The sequence below is a fragment of the Xylanimonas protaetiae genome, from assembly GCF_004135385.1.
Classification (GTDB): domain Bacteria; phylum Actinomycetota; class Actinomycetes; order Actinomycetales; family Cellulomonadaceae; genus Xylanimonas; species Xylanimonas protaetiae.
Genome location: NZ_CP035493.1, coordinates 3,551,221 through 3,574,194, shown reverse-complemented (window position 1 = coordinate 3,574,194; position 22,974 = coordinate 3,551,221). Strand labels below are relative to the sequence as shown.

Here is a 22,974-nt window from a genome sequence, read left to right as displayed (position 1 = left end):
CTGAGCGTGCAGACCTTCGAGCAGGGCGCGTTCGACCCCGACGTCGTCGGAGGCGTGCCGCGCCCTGCCGAGGGCGAGGAGGGCCCCGGCGCCTACGGCGACCACGACGTCGAGCGGTACGCGCCCGAGCCGCCCAAGTCCCGGCAGCGCACCCCGTTCGAGCGCGACCGCGCCCGCGTGGTCCACTCCAGCGCCATGCGGCGCCTGGGCGCCAAGACCCAGGTGCTCACGCCCGGCACGGACGACTTCGTCCGCACCCGGCTCACGCACTCGCTCGAGGTCGCGCAGATCGGGCGCGAGATGGGGCGGGCGCTCGGCTGCGACCCCGACGTCGTCGACACCGCGTGCCTCACGCACGACCTCGGGCACCCGCCCTTCGGGCACAACGGGGAGCGGGCGCTCGCCGTGGTCGCCGAGGGCATCGGCGGGTTCGAGGGCAACGCGCAGACGCTGCGGCTGCTCACGCGCCTGGAGCCCAAGGTCGACGGCGCGGGCCTCAACCTCACGCGCGCGTCCCTGGACGCGTCGGTCAAGTACCCGTGGGCGCTCGGCGCCGGGCCCCGGCGGCCCGACGGGTCCGTGACCGCCAAGTTCGGCGTCTACCCCGACGACGTCCCCGTCTTCACGTGGCTGCGCCAGGGCGCGCCGGTGACGCTCGACGGCAGCGGCGTCCGGTCGATGGAGGCGCAGGTCATGGACCTGGCCGACGACATCGCGTACTCCGTGCACGACGTCGAGGACGCCGTCGTCGGCGGGCGCCTGGACCTCACGCTGCTGGAGTCGGCGGACGAGCGCGCCCGCGTGGTCCGCGCCGTGCAGGCCTGGTACGGGACGTGGCACACGTCCGACGCCCTCGAGGCGGCGCTGGAGCGGCTGCGCGCCTCGGGGCTGCTCATGACCGACTTCGACGGGTCGCGCCGCGCGCTCGCCCACCTCAAGGACCTCACGAGCTCGCTCATCGGCCGGTTCAGCGGCGCCGCGCAGGCCGCCACGCGCGAGGTCTACGGCCCCGGCGCGCTGACCCGGTACGACGCGCGGTTCCTCGTGCCCGAGGAGACGGCGCTCGAGATCCTCGCGCTCAAGGGCGTCGCGGTCGCCTACGTCATGGCGCCGCGCGAGGAGGAGCCCGTCTACCAGGCCCAGCGCGAGATCGTGGCCGACCTGGTCGCGGTGCTCGCCGACCGCGCCCCCGTGGCGCTCGAGCCGCCGTTCGCGGCCGACTGGGCGGCGGCGTCCGACGACGCCGCCCGCCTGCGCGTCGTGGTCGACCAGGTGGCGTCGCTCACGGACGTCTCCGCGCTGCAGTGGCACGCACGGCTCGTCGGCCGCTGACCGTGTGCGCGGCCGTGCGCGCGACCCCCGGTGGGCTGCCGGGCCCTAGACTCGGGGCGTGGCGGGCCTGATCAAGCGTGAGGACGTGGAGGCGGTCCGCGAGCGCGCCCGCATCGAGGACATCGTCTCGGCGCACGTCACGCTCAAGCCCGCCGGCGTCGGGTCGCTCAAGGGGCTGTGCCCCTTCCACGACGAGCGGTCGCCGTCGTTCCACGTGCGGCCCGGCGTCGGGCGCTACCACTGCTTCGGGTGCGGCGAGTCGGGCGACGTCATCGCGTTCGTGCAGAAGACAGACGGGCTCGGCTTCGCGGAGGCCGTCGAGTACCTGGCCGGCCGCGTGGGCATCCAGCTGCGGTACGAGGACTCGCGCGGGGACTCGACCGGGGTCCGGCGCGAGGAGCCGGGCCGCCGCCAGCGCCTGGTCGAGGCCAACCGCGTGGCCGCCGAGTTCTACCAGTCCCAGCTCTTCGGGCCCGACGCCGCCGCCGGCCGCAAGTTCCTGGCCGAGCGCTCCTTCGACCGGTCCGACGCCGAGAAGTTCGCCGTCGGGTACGCGCCCACCGGCTGGGACGCGCTGACCCGCCACCTCAGCGGCAAGGGCTACACGCAGGCCGAGCTCGTGGCCGCGGGCCTGGTCTCGCAGGGGCAGCGCGGCGTCTACGACCGGTTCCGGGGCCGCCTCGTGTGGCCGATCCGCGACACGACCGGCGCCGTCGTCGGCTTCGGCGCGCGGCGCCTGTACGACGAGGACCAGGGGCCGAAGTTCCTCAACACCCCCGAGACGACGCTCTACAAGAAGTCCCAGGTGCTGTACGGCATCGACCTGGCGAAGAAGGCGATCGCGCGCGACAAGCGCGTCGTCGTCGTCGAGGGGTACGCGGACGTCATGGCCGCGCACCTGTCGGGCGTCGAGACGGCCGTGGCCACGTGCGGCACGGCGTTCGCCGGCGACCACGCCAAGATCGTGCGCCGCCTCATGGGCGACTTCGGCGCGGGCGGCGGGCTCCAGCTCGCGTCGGGCCAGTCGCTGGGCGGCGAGGTCATCTTCACGTTCGACGGCGACGCCGCGGGCCAGAAGGCGGCCGTGCGCGCGTTCGGCGAGGACCAGCGCTTCCACGCCCAGACGTTCGTGGCCGTGGCCGCCGACGGCATGGACCCGTGCGACCTGCGCATCGCCAAGGGGCCGCAGGCCGTCCGGGCGCTCGTGGACTCGCGCGTGCCGCTGTTCGAGTTCGTGGTGCGGCGCGTCGTCGACGGGTACGATCTCGACACCGTCGAGGGGCGGCTCGGCGCGCTGCGCGAGTCCGCCCCGCTCGTGGCGGGCATCCGCGACCGCGGCATGCAGCTCGGGTACGTGCGCTCGCTGGCCCGGTGGACGGGGATGGACACCGAGGAGGTGCGCCGCGAGGTGGCGCGCGCCGCGGAGCGCCCGCGCCAGGCCGACCGCCCTGCGGCGGTCGAGCCCGTCGACACCGCGCCGGCGCCCCGCCCCAGCCTGCCGACGCCCGACCCGCGCGACCCCGTGGCCCGCACCGAGCGCATGGCCCTGGTCACCGCGCTCCAGTACCCGCAGCACGTGCCGCCCGCGTTCGACGCCCTCGACGACGACGCCTTCGTCGTCCCCGCCTGGCGGGCCGTGCACGCCGCGATCCGCGCGGCCGGCGGCACCGCCGTCGGGCGCTCGCTGGCCGGGCCCGCGTGGGTGACCGCCGTGCAGGAGCAGGCGGGCGAGCTGGTCGGCGGGCTCGTGGACGAGCTCGCCGTCGCGCCGCTGCCGGAGGACCGCGAGGACGCCATCGGCCGGTTCGTCGCCGACGTCGTGCGGGCCGTGCAGGACCTCGGCTTCACGCGCCGCATCGCCGACGCCAAGAGCCGCCTACTGCGGCTCGACCCGGGCGCGGACCCGGACGGCTACCGCGCCGCGTTCCAGACGCTGCTGAGCGTGGAGGCGCAGCGCCGCACGCTGCGCGAGACCGCCTGACCCGGGGCGACCTCCGCCCGCCTTCCCCGCCGAGACCGGACCGTGACCGGCCCGCCACCTGCCGTTCACCTGCCTGTGGCCCATCCGTCCACAATGAAGGTCTACGGTGGCCGCATCGTCCACAGGAAGGCAGGGCAGATGCGGCAGCCGACCGTCGTCTTCGACTTCGACGGAACCCTGGCCCTCGGGCACGGGCCCGTGATCGCGTACGCGCGGCACGTCGCCGACACGCTCGGCGACCGACGGCTGGTCGACGACGCGATCGACGCCCTCGCCCTCGTCGACGCCGGCGACGCCGCGTTCCTCGACGGGTACGACGCCGTGCGGCGGCTCGCGCTGGCGCGCGGGGCCGGCGCCGGGGAGCTCGAGGACGCCTACCAGGCCAGCCGCGCACAGCTCGGGACGGCGGCCGCGCCCGTCGTCGCACCACCCGGGTTGGGGGCGTTCCTCGCCGCGCTCCGCCGCGACGCCCGGCTCGTGCTCGCCACCAACGCGCCGGCCACCGGCGCCGCGGCGGCGCTCGAGCAGCTCGGCGCCGCGGAGCACCTCGTCGAGCGGCACTACGCGATCGGCAAGCCGGCCGGGCTGGCCGCCGTCGTCGGCGCCCACCTGGCCCGCGGGCCGGTGCTCTCCGTCGGCGACATCTGGGACTACGACCTCGCGCCCGCCGCCGCGCTCGGCGCGGCGACGGCGCTCGTGGGCCCGGCCGCGACCCGCACGGACCTGATGCCCGACCTGCGCGGGGCCACCCTCGCGGACCTGTACGACGACATCCGCTCCTGGGCCGCGTCCGCGGCACGGGGACTCACCGCACCATCCCTCGACCGAAAGGCATGACGGACATGCGCACGACCCCCCTCGCGGTGCTCGGCATCGCAGCGCTGGCCCTCACCCTCGCCGCGTGCAGCGCGGACGCCACCGCGTCCGGCGGCGCCTCGGCCGCGCCGTCGGCCGCGTGGCCCTCGGAGATCACCCTCGCCCTCATCCCGAACGAGCAGGTCAACGACCTGGTCACGTCGGCCGAGCCGCTCACCGACTACCTCTCCGAGCAGCTCGGGGTCACGGTCAAGGGCGTCGTCACCAAGGACTACCAGGCCGCCGTGGAGGCCGTCTGCTCCGGCCAGGCGCAGATCGCCATCGCCGACGCCGGCTCGCTCGCCGCCGCCCAGGACGAGTGCGGCGCCTACCCGGTGCTCCAGGACGTCCGCAACGGGGCGTCGTCGTACGCCTCGGAGTTCTTCACCTCCGTCGACAACGCGGGCAAGTACTGCACCGACACCCCGGTCAAGGCCACCTACGCGGCCAGCGGCGCCGAGTACCTCTACTGCAACGGCGTCGCCGACGGCGCCACGAACACCGGCGTCGGCCCCGTGGCGCTCGACGCGCTGAAGAAGATCACGCCCGGCACCAAGGTCGCGTTCGGCAACACGACGTCGCCCGCGGGCTACCAGCTGCCCGTGCTCGACCTCGAGGCCGCGGGGGTCAAGGTCGACGACCTGACCCAGGTGCCCGTGACCGGCAACGACAACCTCATCATGGCCGTCTACAACGGCGACGCCGAGGTCGGCTTCGCCTACTGGGACGCGCGGTCCGCCATCGACGCCACCGAGGTCCCCGACCTCGGCGACAAGGTCGTCGTCTTCGGTCTCTCGGAGATGTACCCGAACGGCGGCGTCGTGCTCGGCGCCGACCTGCCCGCCGACCTGCGCGGCAAGATCACCGACCTCATGGCCGGGTACGGCAAGGTCGACCCGGAGACGCTCAAGAACATCTTCAGCCAGACCGGCTGGGTCCCCGCCGACGCCGACCAGATCGACCTCGCCCGCAAGGTCACCGCGCGGTTCGCCGGCAAGTGAGCACCCACCCCGTCACCAGCAGCCCGGAGGCGGCCCGTGCCGCCTCCGGGCCCTGGCCCGTGCGCCTCGACGACGTCTCGGTGCGCTACCCGGACGGCACGGTCGCGCTGCGCCACGTCTCGCTGGCCGTGGAGCCCGGCGAGATGGTCGCCGTCGTCGGGCTGTCCGGCTCGGGCAAGTCGACGCTCGTCCGCACCGTCAACGGGCTCGTCCCGGCCACGTCCGGCACCGTCACCGTGGGCCCGCACGACGTCGGCTCCCTGCGGGGCCGGCGGCTGCGCGAGCTGCGCGGCGGCATCGGGATGATCTTCCAGGCGTTCAACCTGGCCGACCGGGCCAGCGTCTACCAGAACGTGCTCGTGGGACGGTTCGCCCACACGCCGACGTGGCGGACGCTGCTCGGGGTCGCCGGGCGCGAGGACCGCGAGATCGTCCTGGCCGCGCTCGACTCCGTCGGCTTGCTCGAGAAGGTGTGGGGCCGCGCGGGCGCGCTGTCCGGCGGGCAGAAGCAGCGCGTGGCCATCGCCCGGGCGCTCAGCCAGCAGCCGCAGGTGATGCTCGCCGACGAGCCCGTCGCGAGCCTCGACCCGCCCACGGCGCACTCCGTCATGGCCGACCTCCGGCGCATCAACACCGAGCGCGGCCTGACGGTGCTGGTCAACCTGCATCTCATGGACCTCGCCCGCCAGTACACGACCCGCATGATCGGGCTGCGCGACGGCGAGCTCGTCTACGACGGCCCCGCGGCGACGGCCGACGACGCCGTGTTCGAGGAGATCTACGGCCGTCCTCTCCAGGTCCGCGACCGGCTCGGGGCCGGGTCGTGAGCGTCGCCGCGCCGCCGCGACCCCGCACCTGGCCGCGCACCGCCGGCGTCCTCGGCGTGCTCGCCGCCCTCACGGCCGTCACGGTGACGCCCGCGCTCGGCGGCATCCGCGTCGACCTGCGGGGCATCGCCCAGCACTGGCACTTCGGCTGGTCGAAGGTCCGGCAGATGCTCGACCCCGACTGGAGCATCCTGCCGCGCACCGTCGAGCCGCTGCTCGAGACGCTCGAGATCGCCGTCGTCGGCGCCGCGGTGGCCGCGCTGCTCGCGCTGCCGCTGTCGCTGTGGGCCGCGCGGCCCACCAACCCGAGCCCCGCGCGCCGCGCGGTGCGGGCCGCGCTCAACGTGGTGCGTGCCGTGCCCGACCTCGTCTACGCGACGCTGCTCGTCGCGATGGTCGGCGTCGGGGCGCTGCCCGGCGTGCTCACGCTCGTCGTCTTCGACCTGGGCGTGGTGGTCAAGCTCGTCTCCGAGGCGATCGACTCCGCCGACGCCGCCTACCTCGAGTCCGGTCTCGCGGCCGGCGGCACGCAGACCCAGGCCAACCGCGTGCTCGCCGTGCCGCAGACGTGGCCCGCGTTCGCCGGCCAGACGCTCTACTCGCTCGAGCTCAACGTGCGCATCTCCGCCGTGCTGGGCCTCGTGGGCGCGGGTGGCATCGGCCGCCTCGTCGACGAGGTGCGCGGGTTCTACCGGTACGGAGCGCTCGGCGTGATCATCCTCGAGATCCTCGTCGTCGTCGTGCTCATCGAGGCGGCCTCGACCGTGCTGCGTGCGAGGCTCCGATGACCGCCGCGACGCTCACGGCCGCGCGGCCCGTTGTCGCCGCGCCGGCCCGCCCGCGCCGGCTCGCCGTGCGGGCCGTGCAGGGGGGCGCGACCGCCGTCGTGCTCGCGGCCGTGCTGCACCTGCGGCTCGACTGGGCCGCGCTGCGCGACCTGCCCTCCGACCTGGTCCGCTACCTCGGCCTGATGTTCGCCCACCCGGACTGGTCGCGGCTGCCCTACGCGCTCGAGCAGACGTGGGTGTCGGTGCAGATGGCGTGGCTCGGGGCGCTGCTCGGCGTCGTCGTCTCGACCGTCCTGGGCGTCCCGGCCGCGCGGGGCGTGGGCCCCTGGTGGCTGCGGCTGCCCCTGCGGGCCGTGTTCGCCGTCGTCCGTGCGGTGCCCGAGGTGATCATCGCGATCGTCATCCTCACCGTCACGGGGCTGACGCCCTTCACGGGCGCGCTCGCCCTGGCGATCGGCGGCGTCGGCACCCACGCCCGGTGGACGTACGAGACCATCGAGGGTGTGCCGCCCGGGACGGCCGAGGCGGTCCGCGCGGCCGGCGGGAACCTGTTCGAGACGGCCCGCTGGGGGCTCTGGCCGGCCGCGGCGCCCGAGCTCATGTCGCTCGCGCTGTACCGGTTCGAGCTCAACGTCCGCACGTCGGCGATCCTGGGCCTCATCGGCGTCGGTGGTGTCGGCGACCTGCTCACGGGGTACACCCAGTACCGTCAGTGGGACGCCGTCGGGGTGCTGATCGTGGTCGTCGTCGTGGTCACCATGGCGATCGACGCGGTCTCCGGCGCGATCCGACGCCGCATCACGAAGGGGGCACGCGCACGTGTCGTGGAAGGGACCGAGTGACGCGCCACCGTCGGTGCGGATCGCCGCGCTGGCGTCGTCGCTCCAGCCGAGCGAGCGGCGCGTGGCCGACGTCGTGGCGGACGACCTCGCGCGGTCCGTCGAGTGCACCGCGCAGCAGCTCGCCGACCTCGCCGGCGTCGGGCGTGCGTCGGTGGTCCGCACCGCCCGGACCCTCGGGTACGAGGGCTACCCGCAGCTGCGGGTCGCGGTCGCGCGCGAGCTGGCGTTCGGCCCGGCGCCCGACGCCCCGGCCGGCGACGGGACCGCCGTCGGTGCGCTGCGCGCCGCGATCGAGACGTTCGGCCGCAGCCTGCCGCGCATGACGGCGGCGCTCACCGAGGACGCCGTCGAGGACTTCCTCGGCGCGCTCGACACCGCCGGCCGCGTCGTGGTCGCGGCGAGCGGGCTGTCGACGCCGCTCGGGCTCGACGTCGCCATGCGTCTCGGGGCGGCCGGGCGGCCGTGCGAGTTCCTCCCGGACACGCTCGCGCAGCACATCGCCGCCAGGCAGCTCGGGCCCGGGTCCGTGTGCCTGGCCCTCTCGGGCTCGGGCGCCAGCCGGCCCACGCTCACCACGGCTGGCGCCGCGCGCGACGCCGGGGCGCACGTCCTGGCCGTCACCTCGTTCGCGGGCTCGCCGCTCGTCGGCATCGCGCACACCGCGCTCGTCGTGCCGCCCGTGACCGGGTCGTTCCGCGACGAGCTCCTGCACACCTCGCGCGCCGCGCTCGGGCTCGTGCTCGAGCACCTCGTGGAGCTGCTCGTCGAGCGGCGCGGCGGCCGCTCGGCCGCGGCGCGGGCGGCCGTGCTCGCCGTGCTGGGGGAGAGCCTCGGCGAATAGTCCCGCAGCGTCGTCGGCCCGGCGCGCCTGCCTGGGGACCGCGTGCGCCGGGACCGCGCTGGCCTGCACCGCGTCGGCCTGCACCGCGTCGGCGTCAGGCGACGGCCTCGGCCTTCGCGCCGGCCTCGGACGCGACCGCCTCGGACGCGACCGCCTCGGACGCGACCGCCTCGCGGCGGGCCACGGCCTGCGCGCGGTCCTTCGGCATCGCGGCGGCCGCCGCGAGCAGCACGACGGCGACGCCGGCGAGCACGCCGAACACCCACCGCATGGCCTCCATGACGCCCGGGCCGTGCGGGGCGCCGTCGGCGCCGAGCACGGCGTGCGAGTTGACGATGGCGCCCAGCACCGCGACGCCGACCGCGGAGCCGATCGACCGGGCGAACATGTTGGTGCCGGTCACGGCGCCCCGCTCGGTGGGCCCGGCCGCGGCCTGCGCGGCGATGAGCGTCGGCACGGCCGTCAGGCCCATGCCCGCGCCGATGACGAAGCAGAACACGGCCACGAGGACCAGCGGCGTCGTCGGACCGAGCAGCAGCGTGAGCGCCGACCCGGCCAGCACGAGCGTCGACCCGATCACGGCGGTGACGCGGAAGCCGAGCCGCAGGTAGACCTTCCCGGCCTGCGAGGCCGAGATGGGCCAGCCGATCGTCAGCGCCGCCAGAGCGAACCCGGCCAGCAGCGCCCCGAAGCCCAGCACCTCCTGGGCGTAGATCGGCACGTACGTCGACAGTCCCACGACGACGACGCCGACCAGCAGCGACACCGTCGTCGAGGCGCCGATGACGCGCCGCCGCAGGATCGTGAGGTCGAGGATCGGGAAGCGCGTCGTGCGCGAGCGCACCACGAACGCGGCGAGCAGGACGGCGGCGCCCGCGTACCACGGCCACGCCGTCTCCGACAGGCCGAGCAGCAGCAGCGTGCTGCCGCCGCTCAGGAGCACCGCCCCGAGGTAGTCGATCGGCTCGCGGTGCGAGGACTGCTGCGACTCGCGGTACCGGACGGCGAGCGTCACGGCCGCGACGACGGCCAGCGGCAGGTTGACCCAGAAGATCCACCGCCACGACACGAACTGGCTGAACACGCCGCCGAGCGTCGGCCCGACCACCGACGAGATGCCCCACACCGACGCCAGGTAGCCCTGCGTCTGGGCGCGCTCCTCGAGCGTGTAGATGTCCGACGTGATCGTCATCGACACGGGCATCACGGCGCCCGCGCCGAGACCCTGGATCGCGCGGCCCGCGATGAGCATGCCCATCGTCGGGGCGGCGCCGGCCACGGCCGACCCGACGAAGAACAGGCCGATGCCCACGAGCATGAGCCGCTTGCGGCCCACGATGTCGGCGAGCCGCCCGTAGACCGGCGTGCTGACCGCCTGCGCGAGCAGGTAGCTCGAGAAGAGCCACGGGAGCTGGTTGAACGAGCCGAGCTCGCGCGCGATCGTCGAGGACGCGGTCGCGATGATGGTCGCGTCGAGGGCGACGAGCGCCGTCGACAGCATCAGCGACAGCAGGACCGGACCGCGCTCGGAGCGCAGCCCGACGCCGGGGCGTGGGGTGGGGGAGGGCACGTGGGGTCCAAGTCCCGGGCGGCCGCCGGGTATTCCCCACGTCCCACATCGTGACCCGCCGCCGTGCCCGGAATCACCCGGTCCGGAGATGTGACCAGGCCTGATGCCCGGCTAGTTTGCCGTTGTCCGTCCCGTTGCCCCGGCCCTTCGGAGCCGCACCCACGATCGGTTGACCCGGTGCGGTGAACCGGAACCCGAGGAGTCCCATGTCGCCTGCGCCCGAGACCGACAACACCGTCGAGCACCTCGCGAACGACCTGCGCACGTTGCGGTCCGGGGCGGGCAACCCGACCCTGGAGGCGCTCGCCCGCCGCACGGGCATCTCCAAGACGGTCCTGTCGGACGCGTTCGCCGGGAAGCGCCTGCCGACCGCGCGCACCGTGGCAGCCGTCGTCCGCGAGCTCGGCGGCGACGTCGAGGAGTTCGCGGCCCGGCGTGCGGGGCTGGACCCGGCCGGGCGTGAGCCCGCGCCGCGCCCGGCCGGGACCGCGCCGTCGCCGGCGCAGCGCACGGTCCGGGTCGCCGTGGCCGCCTGGGTCGCCGTGGCGACCGGCGTCGTCGGCATCGCGGCCGGTGCGGCGGGTGCGACCCTGGTGGGTCCTGGGACCTCCGCGGCCGCCTCGCGCACGCAGGCCACGCCGGCGCCGGGGCCGTCGTCGGACCCCGGGACCGCGACAGACGCGAGGACGGCGGTGACCACGGGCGACGACCCGGCGATGACGGACTGCGTGAACGACGCCGCGGTGGCGGCGGCCGAGACGCGGGCGCGCGACACGCTGCTGGAGATCATCTGGTCCGACGCCTGCCAGGCCGGGTGGGCGCGCGTCACGCGGTACGACGGCGCCGCCGCGGGCAACCAGGTCTCCGCGAGCATCTACCGCGAGGTGGCCCCGGACGCCGACGACCGGCAGGACACCACCGAGCCCGGCGTCCAGGGGGCGTACACGACGCTCCTCGTGCGGCCCACGCCCGACACCCGCCTGTGCGCCGTCGGGGAGATCACCGTCGACGGCGAGCACTTCGGCCTGGGCGACCCGCTCTGCCTGTAGCGGAGAGTGCGTCCGCAGGGTGAAACGCGGGCTCCGCAGGGGCGGGAAACCGCAGGATCCCGGGGTTCGTGCGTCCGTCCGGACCCGGACGGAAGACCCGGATGCGGCTTTGGGCAGGGGACGGGACGGTGGTTCGCCACGATGTGCACGTCGCGCCGGGTCGCCCGCCGCGACGCCCCCGGCCCGGACCTCCGGACCGGGGCCGACGCCCACCCGACGGGAGCAAGACCATGAAGTGCACCAGGTGCGGACGCCCGCTCCACGACTGCCCCGACTGCAACGGCGGACGGGCCAGCGGGCTCCTCGGCAAGCTCACGTGCTCGACCTGCCGCAACACGGGGGCCCTGTGCCGGGAGCACGGCGGTCACTGGAAGTGACACGCCCCTCCCCGATGCCGGCCAGCCCCGAAGGAACACCCATGACCACGTGGTCGGACGTCCGCCTGCACCCCCGCACCGTCGGCGGCGAGCACGCCCCGACCGGCTCCGGACCGCTGCCCGGCAAGGCGGTGATCTAGATGTCCTCAGGCTCCGTCTTCGTCGTCCTGGCCGTCGTCGGCGTGGCGGTCTTCGTCGGCCTCCGCCTGCTGCTCCGGGTCGAGGGCAGCCTGCGCGCCGGCACCGAGGTCGTGTCCCCCCTCGCGCCCGCCGACGTCGCGGCCGCCGTCGAGCGAGCCGTGCCGAGGCTGCTGCGCCGGTTGACGCGCACCAGCGGGTCCTCCGCCGCGCTGCGCCCCGTCGGGGAGCGGTCGGAGCTCGCGCTGGAGGTCTCCTGGAGGTCCGCGCCGGACGGTGGGAGCATCGTCTCCGTGCAGCTCGCCGGCGGAGCGGAGCACCCGAGGAACGTGCTGCGCTACCGCGCCATGGCCGCGAAGGTCCTCGCCGCCGTGGCCCCGCCGGACGCCGGCGGGGCCGAGACCGCTGGGGCTGAGACCGCTGGGGCGGAGGCTCGGGCGCCGCAGCCCATACCCCACCCTGCGCCCGTCCCCGTCCCCGGCGCGGTCGAGGACGTGAACGTCCGCGAGGCGATCGACGAGATCCTCGCCGTCGTCCAGCCGATCTACGAGAAGGACGACTCGGAGGAGCTCAAGGCGCACGTCCCGCACCTCGTGGACCGGTGCGTGGCGCTGGTCCGGGCCGACCCCGGCCTGGTCGAGCTCGTCCGCGAGCTGCGGGACATGGCCGTGCGCGGGGCGCTGTCCGACTGGGCGGCCAACGGCAAGCCGCTCACCGACCAGGGATGGCACCACCTGCAGGTCGCCCTCGACACGGCGTTCCCCGAGGTGGACCTCACGCCGGCCGAGCGGTGACCCGCGTCGGCACCTGGCAGGAGCCCCGAGCCCGGCCGCAGGCCTGGGGCGCTCGAGAAGAGATCGGAAGGAGCGGTCCGTGAGCGGACCCAAGGGGTACGGATACACGGTGGAGTCCGCCGAGGCACGCAACCGCCGCGAGTGCGCAGAGGCGCGAGGGCGGTGCGCAACCCTGCGCGACCGGGCCCGCCAGACGGCGCTGGAGGTCGTCGCGCTGGGCGGGAAGCGGGCGTCGCTGCCCACCGTGGGCTCGGCCGACGACCGCTCCGCGCTGGAGGCCACCGAGGCCCGGCTCCGCACCCTCGTCGCGAACCTGGGCGCGGAGCGCGACCAGCTCCGCGCCCGGCGCCGGGCGGCCGCCATCGCCGACCGGCTGGCCGGCGTCGGCGGCTTCACCCTCGCGCTCGCCGCCGCCCGGCGCGCCGACGCGACCCCGACGCAGGCGCCCGCGGTCGCGTCGCACGACGACGGAGCGGCGCTCGCCGCGATCGTCGGCGCGCTGGCGACGGTCGAGGACGACGACGCGCGCGACCGCCTGGAGGCGCTCGCGGCACGCACGGGCCAGGCCGTCGCGGACGGGGCTCCGGACGCGCAGGTGCTGCTGCTGCGGGTGTCGACGGAGGCCGCGGCCGCCCTGCACGCGCAGCGCGAGGCGCACCTGGTCCGCTCCGACGCCGCCGAGGCGGAGCTGGCGCTCGGTGACGCGGACGGTCCCGAGGCGGCCGCCGTGCGCGCCGCGCTGCGCTCGGCGACCACGCCGGCCGACGTCGCGCGGCTGCGCGCACGCGTCGACGAGGTCGTGGCCCGGCGCCGGTCGCAGGCCGACCGCGCGTTCGTCGTCGAGCAGACGGCCGAGGTGCTCCGGCAGCTCGGCTACGAGGTGGACGACGGCTTCGTCGAGGCCGCCGCCGCGGGCGAACGGACGCGCGTGGGCCGTGCTGACCTGCCCGACCACGCGCTCCAGCTGCGGTTCCTGCCCGGTCAGGACCGGGTGCTCGCGCGCACCGTGGCGCTCCGCGACACGGACGAGGAGACGGACGCCGCAGCCGAGGAGGCGAACTGCGGCCGGCTCGAGGCTCTCCAGGTGCGATGGGCCGCGGTCGGGGTGGCGTCCACGCGGGACCACGAGATGCCGGTGGGTGTGGTGCCCATGCAGCACGTCGAGGGGCAGACCGTCTCGCGCGGGACCGGGCGCCCGGCGGCCACCACCCGGACGCACGAGCGGCCCTCCGAGCGGGGAGCGCAGCGGTGACGGCCGCGACCGTCGCCGGGACGAGGACCCCCGTGGCGCCCGCCTGGCTGCGCGACATCTCCGCGTCGCTGCCCGTCACTGCGCAGTACGTGCTCCACGGGTCGATCCGTGACCTGCACATGTGCCCGGTCGGCGAGCGGGTCGTGCCGCTCGACACCGTCTCCGCCCTCACCGGCACGCTGGCCGCGGAGGGGTTCGGGGCGGTGCTGTACCACTCGCCGGTGCACGGCCTGACCGTCCTCGGCGGGGGCACGGCGGCCGGCTCGGAGGCGGGCGACCTCGCCCGCGCCGTGCTCGGGCCGCACGCCGGGCTCCTCGGCACCGCCGTCGGCTACCCCCGGCTGGGGGACGTGCTCCTCGCGGTGGGCTCGACGACGCAGGCCCGGGTGGCGCTCGTCCTGGACTATCTGTCGCAGGCCCTCGCGGACGACGAGCTCGCGCCGGGCCTGAGCACCTTCTTCCTGACGGCGGTCTCGCACGTGCACTCCGCGCGGGCCCGCGTGCGCCCCGGGACGGGTGGGGGTGCCGAGCGCGGGGCGTTGCACAACCCGGTGCTCGTCCTCGTCGACAAGCCGTCCGACCTGCCGTCCTGGATGGTCGGCGGCGACGGCATCCGGCAGGTCCCGCTGCCGGTGCCCGACCTGGGGTCCAGGATGGCGGCGGCACGCGCGCTCCTGCCCGGCGGCGGCGACGCCGTGACGCAGTTCGCCGACGCGGCCGAAGGGCTGAGCCTGCGGGCCATGCGGGACATCGTGCAGCTGCAGCGCGACACGCGGCGCGACCCGGGCCAGATCGTCGAGTCGGTCCAGGCGTATCGCACCGGGGTGCGCGACAACCCGTGGAACGGGGCGGAGCTGCGCGCCCGCGTCGCCCACGGCCGTGACGCGCTGTCTGCGCGCGTGCTGGGCCAGTCCCGGGCCGTCGCGCACACGATGGACATCCTCGCGCGGACCGCGACCGGCATGACGGCGGCGCACCTGCCGCAGCGGGGGTCGGGCCCTCGCGGCGTGCTGTTCTTCGCCGGCCCCACCGGCACGGGCAAGACCGAGCTGGCCAAGGCGGTCTCGCAGCTCGTGTTCGGCGGCGACGCCGGCGGGTCGGGCAGCTTCCGGCGGTTCGACATGAGCGAGTTCGCCGCCGAGCACACGGAGGCGCGCCTCATCGGCGCACCGCCCGGCTACACGGGCCACTCCGCGGGCGGCGAGCTGACCAACGCCGTGCGGCAGAACCCCTACAGCCTGCTCCTGTTCGACGAGATCGAGAAGGCGCACCCGCTGATCCTCGACAAGTTCCTCCAGATCCTCTCGGACGGGCGGCTCACCGACGGGACCGGCGCCACGGTGCACTTCGCCGAGACGCTCATCGTGTTCACCTCGAACCTCGGCGTGGGCGGCGTCGAGCCCGACGACCCCGAGATCCAGACGAAGGTGCGCGCCGAGATCGTCGGCCACTTCCGAGACGTGATCCGGCGCCCGGAGATCCTCGGGCGCATCGGCGAGGAGAACATCGTCGTCTTCGACTACCTGAGCCGGGACGTCGCTCGCGGCCTGGCCCTGCGCTACCTCGAGAACGTCAAGGGCCGCGTCCGCGCCGAGCACGCCAGCACGCTTCGCATCGGGCCGCGGGCCGTGGAGCAGCTCCTGGAGCTCGCCGTCGAAGGCCGCCTGCTCGGCGGGCGCGGGGTCGCCGACGCCGTCGTCGTCAACCTCGTCAACCCCCTCGCCGAGGTTCTCCTGGAGCGCGGGAGCCGCGACGTCACCGTCACCGCGCTCGGCTCCGAGACCGACGGCGTCCGCACGCTGGAGCTCGCATGACCGCGACGCTGCGCCTGTCCCGGACGCTCTCGCCCGTCACCGCGCTCGGGCCGGGCCGGCGCGTCGGCCTGTGGGTGCAGGGGTGCACGATCGGCTGTGCCGGCTGCGCGTCCCAGGACACCTGGGACGCGGGCGGCGGGGACGAGGTGAGCGTCCCGGGCCTCGCGGCCCTGCTCGCGGCCCGTGTCGACGCCGAGGGCCTCGACGGCCTCACCGTCACGGGCGGGGAGCCGCTCCAGCAGGCCCAGGCCGTCACGGCCGTGCTGCGGCTCGTCCGGGCGGCGCACCCGGAGCTGGACGTGCTCGTGTTCACCGGCTACGCCGCCGCGGCCGCACGCCGCCGCGCGCCGGAGCTGTTCGCCGTGGCGGACGCCGTCGTCGCCGGTCCCTACCGCCGGGACCGGCCGTCGGACCACCCGCTGCTCGCCAGCGCGAACCAGACGCTCGAGCTGCTCACCGCGCGGGCGCTCACCCGATACGCGGGCCTGCGGCCCCGGATCCAGGTGGGCGCCGACGACGACGACCTGTGGCTGCTGGGCCTCCCGGAGCCCGGTGACCTGGACCGGGTCCGCGAGGCGCTCGCCGCGCGCGGCATCCACCTGGAGGGAGCCTCGTGGGAGAGCTGACCGCGTGCCCCGAGTGCGGCAGGCCCGTCCCCGCCGACTCATGGCTGTGCCCGCACGCGGACTGCAACGCGGAGATCGGCGGGTTCGCGGCCCCGGCCCTCACGGCGGCCCCGGTCCGGGTCGCCGCGGTGACCCCGCCGGCCGAGGCCGCTCCGCCGGTCCGGACCACCGCGTGCCCCGGCTGCGGCGAGCCGGTCCCGGACGGAGCGGCGGACTGCCCCGAGTGCGGCCACCGGCGTGTCGTGGCGGCCGTCCCCGGCCCGGACGCCGCCGTCGCCGCGCACCTCGTGCTGCCCGACGGGTCGCGCGTCCCGCTGCTCGCGGGCGAGCGCGTGGAGGTGGGCCGCGACGTCCCCGACCCGCGGATCAGCCGGGGGCTCGCGGGGTCGGCCACGGCGTCGAGGGTGCACGCGGCGCTCACGGTGCGCGCCGGGACGGTCGCCGTCGAGCACCTCAGCAGGACCAACAACACCTACGTCAACGGCCGCGAGGCCGTGGGCCGTCACGTGTTCGCCCTCGAGGACGGCGTCGTCGTCGGCCTCGGGCGGCAGGTGACCGTCCGCGTCCTGCCGGCCTGAGCCGAGAGGACGGCGATGACCACACGCGACGAGGCAGGGAGCCTCGCACCGACCCAGGGTGACGCCCTGGGTGCCGCACCGACCCAGGCTGACGGCCTTCGTGCCGCGGTACCCACGCGGGGAGACGACCTCGGCCGGGCCGCGCCCACCCAGGGCGACGACGCCGACGGGGCGGCGCTGACGCGCGCGGACGGGCTCGAGGGCGCCGTCCCCCTGCTCGGTGGCATCCCGCCGGCCGTGCTGGAGGGGTTCGAGCCCGTGCGTGCGCTGCCGTCCGGGGCTCAGGCGCACCTCGTCGTGTGCCGGGAGCGCGCCAGCGGCAGGGAGGTCGTGGTGAAGTACTACGTCGGCGGCCACGCGACGCAGTACGCGGCGCTGCGCGCGGTGTACGACGAGCTGCGCGCCGACCGGTCGCGGCGTCTGGTCGTCCCCGCCCTCCACTGGGACGGACGGCATCTCTGGGAGGTGCAGGAGTACTTCCCCGAGGGCACGCTCCAGCAGCTGGTCGGCCCGCAGGGCGTGGCCAGGGACCGGGCCCGCGCCGTGCTCGTCGAGCTCGTCGGCGCCCTCCATGACGCCCACGCCTCCCGCGTCGTGCACCGTGACGTCAAGCCCGACAACGTGTTCGTCCGGAGCCGCAGCCCGCTGACGCTCGTGCTCGGCGACCTCGGCGCGGCCGCTCTGCTCTCGCTCGACACCGAGGTCCGCTCGTCCGTGGGGAGCTGGTACTACATCGCCCCCGAGATGTACGCCGGCGAGGTCGACGTCGCCGGCAAGGCCGACTACTGGTCCCTCGGGATCATCGTCCACGAGCTCCTCACCGGGCGGCACGTCCTCTCGGACGAGCAGGGGCGCCGGCTCGGCGACCGCCTGGTCCGCCACGCCGTGCTGAACCACAACGTCCCGGTCGAGCACCCGGACCCCCGCTGGAGGCTGCTGCTGGAGGGCCTGCTCACCTACGATCCCGACCACCGCTGGGCCGAGCCGGAGGTTCGCGACTGGCTCGCCGGCGGCTCGCCCACGGTCAACCGCCTGGGGTCGCTCACGGCGCCACCGGGGCCCGGAGCCTCGCTCGCGGACCTCCCGTTCACGCTCGCGGACACGGTGCACCGGGACGCGGCGTCCCTCGCGGCGACCCTGCGGCGGAGCTGGCGTCCGGCCGCCGAGGAGCTCGTCGACCCCCGCAAGCGCGAGGAGCTCACCCGCTGGCTCGACCGCGCCGGCGTCGACCCCAAGATCCTCGCCACCCCCTACGACGACCCGGCCGTGCTCCCGCTCGCGCTCCAGGTGCTCCTCGCCCCGGCGACGACCCCCGAGTACCGGGGGCGCGGCCTGACCGAGGAGTCCCTCACCGCCGTCGCCCGCGAGGCCATGGGCGGCAGCCCGGAGGCCGCCGCCTGGGTGCGCGAGCTGCGCACCGGCGAGGCCCTCACCGTCTGGGCGGCGGCGCTCGCCGAGCCCGACCAGGTGCTCAAGGCGCAGAACCGCCTGGCGACCTGGTGGTCGGCGGCGGAGAGCCAGGCCCGGCCGCTCGTGCAGCGCGACCGTCTCGTCGCGGACCGGGCCGAGGGCGACGCGCTCGTCGCGTCGCTGAGCGACGCCCACCGCGCCGACCGGCTCCGGGCCGGGGCGCAGGCGCTCTCGCTCGAGCCGCTCCCGGCGGGCGAGCAGGCGCTCCGGGCGGCCGCCGTCCCGCTCGTCGAGGCGGGCAACGCCGTCGCGGCGATCCTCGCGGACCTCCTGCTGCGGCCCGCCCACGCGGACGAGACCACCCGGCGTGCGGCCGAGGCCGCGGCCGAGCGCGTCGCCGCCCGGGAGCGGGCGCGCCAGGCTCACGCCGCGGAGCGTGCCCCCCGGGTCCTCGCCGCCCGGCAGTCCCTGAAGAGGCACGTGGCGGCGCTGGTGGCGTACGCCGCGCTGCTCGTCCTGTACCGCCTCACCTGGGCGGGCGGTGGGCTGCCGGTCGGCCTCCGGCCGGTCCTGACCGCCGTCGGCGTCCTCGCGCTCGGGTACGCGGCGGTCTACGTGTGGGACACGTCCACGGCCCCCCGACTCTTCGCGCACGGGACCCTGCTGTTCCTCGCCCTCGTCGTGTCCACCTACGGCGTGCTCGGCGATCTCGCGGCACGGCACGTCGACGGCCTCCGGCTCCCGGTCCTCGTGATCGGCGCGATGGCGTTGTCGCGCCTGCTCGGGCTGCTCTTCGCCGTCCCACGGCGCGGCCAGCCGGCCGACAGCCGGGGAGGCGACGCGGCCGCACGCACGGCCCGGCTCGTCCTGCGGTGGGGGCTGGTCGCCTTCGTGCCCAGCGCCCTGCTCGGCGCGACCTGGGTGACGACCGCGTTCGCGGATCGGGTCCCGTTCCTGCAGCAGCTCCTGCTCGGCGACACGCCCGACCCGCTGTCCGCCGCCACGTGGGCCCAGGGCGTGCTGCCGCACGCGTCGTCGGGCTGGATCGCGCAGCACGCGCAGGGCATCTGGCTCGCGCTGCCGCTCGTCGCGATCGCGTGGATCACCGTCTGGAACGGCATCGGGCGGGCGAGGCGCCGCGGCGTCGCCACTGGCGCAGCGGCCGCGACGGTCGCCGCGGCGGCGCTGTCGGTATGGCTCGCGCTCCCGCTGGCCGTCCACCCGGTGCTCGTCACCGCCGCGGGCATGTGTGCCGTCCCGCTCGCGGTCGCCGTGACCTGGGTCGCCAGGGTCAAGGGTGACGGCGCGTGACGGCGCTGCGGGTCGCCGCGGTGAGCCACCCCGGCCTCGTGCGCGGGGAGCACCAGGACCGGGTCGTCGTCGACGGCTGGATGAGCGCGGTCCCCGGAGCCCGCGTCTCGCTCGACGTCGAGGTCACGACGGCGACCGTGGTCGCCGTCGTCGACGGCATGGGCGGGCACCGCGGCGGCGCGCTCGCCGCCGCCACCGCCGCCCCGCTGCTCGCCGCCGGCCTGCCCGCCGCCCGCGAGGCCGGCGCGGCGCAGAAGATCCTGGAGTCCGTGGCCGACGCCGTCGCCGAGACGGGCGCCCGCGCCGGCGCCCCGGACATGGGCGCGACGGCGGCGGTCGTCGTCGTCGGGCCCGACGACGTGCAGGTCGTCAACGTCGGCGACTGCCGCGTGTACCGCGCGGCCGCCGGGATGCTGACGCAGCTGACCAGCGACGACCGCGCGGAACGCGCGGGCCGGATCGTCGTCACCCAGTACCTCGGCGGTCCGCCGAAGGTGCTCGACCCGCACCACGTCGAGGTCGAGCACGGCAGCCGGCGCGTCACCTACCTACTGTGCAGCGACGGGCTCACGGACGTCGTCGACAAGGACACGCTGCGCGCGGTGCTCAACGCGGGAGGGGAACCGGCGGACACGGTCGAGGCGCTGCTCGAGCGTGTGCTGAGCGGGGGAGCGCCGGACAACGTGTCGATCGTCGTCGCGCGGGTCGACCCGTGACGGGCCGCGACCTCCTCGGGGCCCTCCTGCTCCTCGTGTCGCTGGTCGGGATCCTCTCCTTCATGCTGCGCGGCATGCGCCCGGCCCGGCGCCCCGGCCGGACCAGGCCGCGACTGGCCGACTACGGCGAACGGGGCGTCTTCGTCCCCGGCTTCGTCTCCGTGCTCGCGCTCGTGACCTTCGCCGACGTCGTCGGCGTCCCCGGCACGGGCACGCAGGCGCTCGCGGCGGTGCTGGCAGTCGCCTGCGTGGCGATCGGGCGGGTACCGGTGCTCGTCACCCAGGTGTGCGGCGGCCTCGGCACGCTCGCGGCGGGCATCGACTTCGTCCGCACCGTCGGCTGCACCGGCGACGACGTCGTGTTCACGACCGCCGTGCTCGTGCTCGCCGTCGTCCTGTGCGCGATGGCGGCAGGGGCATCGTCGTTGCTCGTCGGCCGCCTCTTCTCGATGGACCTGCTGGCCGCGTTCGGGGCGCTCGAGGTCCTGGCGTTCCTGGCCCAGCCGCTCGGCGTGCCGATCCTGGAGACTGTCAGCCCCGGCGGCGCGACGATCCTCCTGATCGTCGCGGCCGTCCTGTTCGGGTCTCTCGTCGGCGTGGCACCCGGGCTCGCCGTGGCGCTCGGTGGCCTGGCGGGCGGGTTCGCCGCCGTCTACGCCGAGGCGGCCTGGGGCACGATGTGCGGCCCGGCCGACAGCGGGACGCTCGTCGCCCTCGTCGTCTTCGTCGTCGTGTGCGGCCTCGGCGGCTTCGTGCGCTCGCTCGTGAGGCGCTGAGCGCGGGGCTGTCCGGGTTCGGGAGGGCGGTCGCGCTGTGGCCTTTCCGAGCGATTGCTCGTGGCGGCGACGGGCCCGAGGTCGCCGAGGCGCTGCTCGCCGGGTGGGGCCAGTGGCGAGGCTCCTAGACGAGCGCGGCGAGCGCGTCACGCAGCCGCTGCGCGACGTCGGCGCCGTTCGCGACGGCACGCGCAGGTGAGAGGCGATGGCCCGAGGAGTGTGGCGTCAGCAGGGACTCGATGTCTGTGCGTGAGATCTCCCGGGCCCAGTCGATCGCGAAGGTCGTCGCGTCGAGCCTGACCAGGATCGCGACGTCGAACTCGAGGTTCTTGAACGTGAACGGTCGGCGGGCCCCGGGGTCGAGGAACCGTGTCTTGACCTGCAGCCGTCGGTTGTCGGCGTCGATGGCGTCCCACCCGGCGTTCACGGGCGCCTCGAGTCGTGCTCCGTAGGCGCGAGCCACCACGTGTTCCATCAGCTCGCCGGCCAGGGACGTACCCGTTCGGACGTACCCGCGCTTGCGCAGCTCCGAGGTGATGGAGACGGACGCCTCCAAGAGTTCGCGCAGCGTCAGGGTCGCCACCTCGAGGTCGTTCACGCTGTGACTGTAGCCATCAGTTCGCGCATCCGAAGCCGCGTCACCGCGTTGCCGGCCAGCGGGTCGTGCTCCTTGGCGGCCTTCTCCACGAGACGACGGTGCGTCTGCGGAGGGATGCGGACACGGAACTCGCCGGAGTAGGTGCGCTCGGACAGCGCAACAGGAACTGTGTCTCCGTTGGCCTCGAGGTCCTCGACGACGTCGTGCGCCAGCTTCTGGATGCCGGCGAACGCGGCGCCCGAGACAGGCTCAAGCCAGGAGAGGGAGGGCAGGGACGTGTCCAACCAGTTGGGCACGTCGTGACGAAGACGACCACCGACCTCTACGCGTCCCGCAAGACCGTGGCGCGGGGCGCAGCCGACCACCGGTAGCCCGAACGAATGAGGTACCAATCGGGTGCCAAGGCAGGGTCTGGCCGAAAGCAGAAGGCCCGGAATCGTTGAGATTCCGGGCCTCTCGGCTCCCGCGACTGGACTTGAACCAGTGACCGTCCGATTAACAGTCGGATGCTCTGCCAGCTGAGCTACGCGGGATCGTTCGACCTCGTTCCCGAAGCCGTGGAGAACACTACCAGGCGTTCGAGCGTGCTCCGAACCGGCGGATCAGCCTGCGCCGCACGTCACTCCGGCAGCCCGGCCGCCGCCCGGGCGTGCCGTTCCGCGGCGTCGACGAGGGGCGCGACGGCGGGGTCGTCGAGGTCGACGCCGGGCCCGGCGAGCACCTGGGAGAACATCGTCCCGTCGACGCTCCGCCTCACGGCGACGCGGGCGGACCGGCCGCCGGGGAGCGGCACCTCCTCGCCCAGCACGACCGACCACTCGACGCGCTCGCGCACCACCTGCGGCAGGCGCGACCGCGCCGGGTCGACGGGCCGCACCTTGAGGGGCGCCGTGCCGTCCACCCACGTCACCGTGACGAGACCGTGCTGGGGGTCGAACGACGCCCGGTCGACGTCGGACCAGGGGCGGCCCTGGACCGGCCCCTCGGCCGGGGCCACCAGGAGCGCGGCGGGCACGGCGGCGGCCCAGCCGCCGCCCTTCAGCTCACCCGCGGCGAGGGTGCGCTCGGCGGGGCCGAGGCCCAGGCGCACGCGGACGTCGTCGGGCAGGCGGGGCGGCGGGACCACATGGCGTCACCGTAGCGGGGCGGGGACGAGGGGCACGACGCGTGGCGACGTATCAGCGTCGGCAGCCGGGATCTCGTTCCGTGTGCGTCTTCGCGCAGCACCAGCACCTGGGGGAGAGATGGACACGACGGAACCGGCGTTCCAGGACCGCGACGAGCGCCCTGACGACGTCCGAGGGATCGCACGCAAGCAGAGGCGGGCAGCCGCGACGCGGGACGGGACGTCGGTCCGCGACTACCTCGAGGAGCGGTGGGCGCGACGCGAGGTCGTGGCGTCCACGCGCACGCCCAGCGGCCAGGTGGTCGACTGGGTGCCGCGGGAGTCCCAGGTGCGGGACGGCGCCGTCGCCTCGCCGCCGGCCGATCCCCCCGT

Annotated in this window: 21 protein-coding genes and 1 tRNA gene; 17 read left to right on the top strand and 5 right to left on the bottom strand. The window is 75.5% G+C overall.

Annotation, left to right across the window (positions count from 1 at the left end; translation table 11 throughout):
- The first annotated feature begins 6 nt into the window (after nucleotides 1-6).
- The 8 genes from ET471_RS16610 (at nucleotide 7) to ET471_RS16575 (ending at nucleotide 8,467) form a co-directional block, all read left to right on the top strand.
- Nucleotides 7-1,332 (top strand): deoxyguanosinetriphosphate triphosphohydrolase, encoded by a 1,326-nt coding sequence (locus ET471_RS16610; RefSeq protein WP_129190152.1) that lies wholly within the window; start codon nucleotides 7-9, stop codon nucleotides 1,330-1,332.
- A gap of 58 nt (nucleotides 1,333-1,390) precedes the next feature.
- Nucleotides 1,391-3,313 (top strand): DNA primase, encoded by a 1,923-nt coding sequence (gene dnaG, locus ET471_RS16605; protein WP_129190150.1) that lies wholly within the window; start codon nucleotides 1,391-1,393, stop codon nucleotides 3,311-3,313.
- A gap of 138 nt (nucleotides 3,314-3,451) precedes the next feature.
- The gene (locus ET471_RS16600) at nucleotides 3,452-4,150 is read left to right on the top strand and encodes an HAD family hydrolase (RefSeq protein ID WP_129190148.1); all 699 of its coding nucleotides are present in this window, start codon (nucleotides 3,452-3,454) and stop codon (nucleotides 4,148-4,150) included.
- Between the two features lie 5 nt (nucleotides 4,151-4,155).
- Entirely contained in the window at nucleotides 4,156-5,169 is a 1,014-nt protein-coding gene (locus ET471_RS16595; protein WP_165350525.1) for a phosphate/phosphite/phosphonate ABC transporter substrate-binding protein, read from the top strand.
- A complete protein-coding gene (gene phnC / locus ET471_RS16590) occupies nucleotides 5,166-5,996 on the top strand; it encodes a phosphonate ABC transporter ATP-binding protein (RefSeq protein WP_129190143.1) in 831 nt (276 codons plus the stop codon). The genes ET471_RS16595 and phnC overlap by 4 nt, the downstream gene beginning before the upstream one ends.
- Entirely contained in the window at nucleotides 5,993-6,784 is a 792-nt protein-coding gene (gene phnE / locus ET471_RS16585) for a phosphonate ABC transporter, permease protein PhnE (RefSeq protein ID WP_129190141.1), read from the top strand. Before phnC ends, phnE (ET471_RS16585) begins: the two co-directional genes overlap by 4 nt.
- The gene (gene phnE, locus ET471_RS16580; RefSeq protein ID WP_129190139.1) at nucleotides 6,781-7,626 is read left to right on the top strand and encodes a phosphonate ABC transporter, permease protein PhnE; all 846 of its coding nucleotides are present in this window, start codon (nucleotides 6,781-6,783) and stop codon (nucleotides 7,624-7,626) included. Before phnE (ET471_RS16585) ends, phnE (ET471_RS16580) begins: the two co-directional genes overlap by 4 nt.
- Nucleotides 7,627-7,639: 13 nt before the next feature.
- On the top strand, nucleotides 7,640-8,467 hold the full coding sequence (locus ET471_RS16575; RefSeq protein WP_242496340.1) for a MurR/RpiR family transcriptional regulator: 828 nt from the start codon (nucleotides 7,640-7,642) through the stop codon (nucleotides 8,465-8,467).
- Between the two features lie 94 nt (nucleotides 8,468-8,561).
- Here ET471_RS16575 and ET471_RS16570 read toward each other — a convergent pair whose 3' ends face one another.
- Entirely contained in the window at nucleotides 8,562-10,037 is a 1,476-nt protein-coding gene (locus ET471_RS16570; RefSeq protein WP_207207294.1) for an MDR family MFS transporter, read from the bottom strand.
- A 206-nt stretch (nucleotides 10,038-10,243) separates the two neighbouring features.
- Between ET471_RS16570 and ET471_RS16565 the strand changes: the two genes are divergently transcribed.
- The 9 genes from ET471_RS16565 to ET471_RS16525 all read left to right on the top strand — a co-directional run bounded on the left by ET471_RS16565 (nucleotide 10,244) and on the right by ET471_RS16525 (nucleotide 20,878).
- The gene (locus ET471_RS16565) at nucleotides 10,244-11,086 is read left to right on the top strand and encodes a DUF2690 domain-containing protein (protein WP_129190135.1); all 843 of its coding nucleotides are present in this window, start codon (nucleotides 10,244-10,246) and stop codon (nucleotides 11,084-11,086) included.
- Between the two features lie 517 nt (nucleotides 11,087-11,603).
- Complete coding sequence (locus tag ET471_RS16560) at nucleotides 11,604-12,395, top strand: hypothetical protein (protein ID WP_129190133.1); 792 nt, start codon at nucleotides 11,604-11,606, stop codon at nucleotides 12,393-12,395.
- A 79-nt stretch (nucleotides 12,396-12,474) separates the two neighbouring features.
- Nucleotides 12,475-13,647, top strand: coding sequence for a hypothetical protein (locus tag ET471_RS16555; RefSeq protein ID WP_129190131.1), 1,173 nt, complete (start codon nucleotides 12,475-12,477; stop codon nucleotides 13,645-13,647).
- Nucleotides 13,644-15,461 (top strand): AAA family ATPase, encoded by a 1,818-nt coding sequence (locus ET471_RS16550; protein WP_129190129.1) that lies wholly within the window; start codon nucleotides 13,644-13,646, stop codon nucleotides 15,459-15,461. The genes ET471_RS16555 and ET471_RS16550 overlap by 4 nt, the downstream gene beginning before the upstream one ends.
- A complete protein-coding gene (locus tag ET471_RS16545; protein WP_129190127.1) occupies nucleotides 15,458-16,087 on the top strand; it encodes a 4Fe-4S single cluster domain-containing protein in 630 nt (209 codons plus the stop codon). The genes ET471_RS16550 and ET471_RS16545 overlap by 4 nt, the downstream gene beginning before the upstream one ends.
- Nucleotides 16,075-16,665, top strand: a complete 591-nt coding sequence (locus ET471_RS16540) for a double zinc ribbon and FHA domain-containing protein (protein WP_129190125.1) — start codon at nucleotides 16,075-16,077, stop codon at nucleotides 16,663-16,665. The genes ET471_RS16545 and ET471_RS16540 overlap by 13 nt, the downstream gene beginning before the upstream one ends.
- Nucleotides 16,666-16,680: 15 nt before the next feature.
- Nucleotides 16,681-19,386, top strand: a complete 2,706-nt coding sequence (locus tag ET471_RS16535) for a protein kinase domain-containing protein (protein ID WP_129190123.1) — start codon at nucleotides 16,681-16,683, stop codon at nucleotides 19,384-19,386.
- Nucleotides 19,383-20,102 carry a PP2C family protein-serine/threonine phosphatase gene (locus ET471_RS16530; RefSeq protein ID WP_129190121.1) on the top strand — a complete coding sequence of 240 codons (720 nt, stop codon included), beginning with the start codon at nucleotides 19,383-19,385 and terminating at the stop codon, nucleotides 20,100-20,102. Before ET471_RS16535 ends, ET471_RS16530 begins: the two co-directional genes overlap by 4 nt.
- Nucleotides 20,099-20,878 (top strand): hypothetical protein, encoded by a 780-nt coding sequence (locus ET471_RS16525; RefSeq protein WP_129190119.1) that lies wholly within the window; start codon nucleotides 20,099-20,101, stop codon nucleotides 20,876-20,878. Before ET471_RS16530 ends, ET471_RS16525 begins: the two co-directional genes overlap by 4 nt.
- Before the next feature lie 124 nt (nucleotides 20,879-21,002).
- Here the strand turns inward: ET471_RS16525 and ET471_RS16520 are convergent, their stop codons facing one another.
- The 4 genes from ET471_RS16520 to ET471_RS16505 form a co-directional block, all read right to left on the bottom strand.
- Nucleotides 21,003-21,476, bottom strand: coding sequence for a hypothetical protein (locus ET471_RS16520; protein ID WP_129190117.1), 474 nt, complete (start codon nucleotides 21,474-21,476; stop codon nucleotides 21,003-21,005).
- Nucleotides 21,473-21,772, bottom strand: a complete 300-nt coding sequence (locus tag ET471_RS16515) for a toxin-antitoxin system HicB family antitoxin (protein ID WP_165350524.1) — start codon at nucleotides 21,770-21,772, stop codon at nucleotides 21,473-21,475. The genes ET471_RS16520 and ET471_RS16515 overlap by 4 nt, the downstream gene beginning before the upstream one ends.
- A 164-nt stretch (nucleotides 21,773-21,936) precedes the next feature.
- Nucleotides 21,937-22,009 (bottom strand) — tRNA-Asn (locus ET471_RS16510).
- Between the two features lie 86 nt (nucleotides 22,010-22,095).
- A complete protein-coding gene (locus ET471_RS16505; protein ID WP_242496339.1) occupies nucleotides 22,096-22,602 on the bottom strand; it encodes a hypothetical protein in 507 nt (168 codons plus the stop codon).
- Nucleotides 22,603-22,974 lie beyond the last annotated feature (372 nt).

Coding starts and splice junctions, on each gene's coding strand:
- phnE (WP_129190139.1), top strand. CDS start 6,781: ATGACCGCCGCGACGCTCACGGCCGCGCGGCCCGTTGTCGCCGCGCCG.
- ET471_RS16595 (WP_165350525.1), top strand. CDS start 4,156: ATGCGCACGACCCCCCTCGCGGTGCTCGGCATCGCAGCGCTGGCCCTC.
- ET471_RS16565 (WP_129190135.1), top strand. CDS start 10,244: ATGTCGCCTGCGCCCGAGACCGACAACACCGTCGAGCACCTCGCGAAC.
- ET471_RS16545 (WP_129190127.1), top strand. CDS start 15,458: ATGACCGCGACGCTGCGCCTGTCCCGGACGCTCTCGCCCGTCACCGCG.
- ET471_RS16600 (WP_129190148.1), top strand. CDS start 3,452: ATGCGGCAGCCGACCGTCGTCTTCGACTTCGACGGAACCCTGGCCCTC.
- ET471_RS16535 (WP_129190123.1), top strand. CDS start 16,681: ATGACCACACGCGACGAGGCAGGGAGCCTCGCACCGACCCAGGGTGAC.
- ET471_RS16560 (WP_129190133.1), top strand. CDS start 11,604: ATGTCCTCAGGCTCCGTCTTCGTCGTCCTGGCCGTCGTCGGCGTGGCG.